The following is a 302-nucleotide window of genomic DNA, read 5'->3' as shown; positions in this document are numbered from 1 at the left end:
GGAAGTGCCCGACGTGGACCGGTGTGTCGACTGGGCGCGTACGCACGGCGCCACCGTCCTCGTCGAACCGCATGATGAGAGCGACGAATTCGGCACCGTCCGCTCGGCCGCGCTGGCCACCTACGGCGAGACCAGGCACACCCTCGTCGACCGCTCCGGCTACCTCGGTCCCTACCTACCCGGCTATGTCGCGCGCCGCTCGACGTTCCAGCCGCGGCCGGACGCACCCGCCCGGCTGTTCCAGGCGATCGACCATGTGGTCGGCAATGTGGAGCTGGGCCGGATGGACGAATGGGTCGAGT

At 69.5% G+C, this 302-nt stretch carries 1 pseudogene; it reads left to right on the top strand.

Annotated elements, in window-relative coordinates:
- Nucleotides 1–302, top strand: a pseudogene (locus GV790_RS29690) (4-hydroxyphenylpyruvate dioxygenase); the annotation flags it as partial.

It is taken from the genome of Nocardia cyriacigeorgica, from assembly GCF_010858045.1.
Classification (GTDB): domain Bacteria; phylum Actinomycetota; class Actinomycetes; order Mycobacteriales; family Mycobacteriaceae; genus Nocardia; species Nocardia cyriacigeorgica_E.
This window is presented reverse-complemented; position numbering and strand designations above follow the sequence as displayed.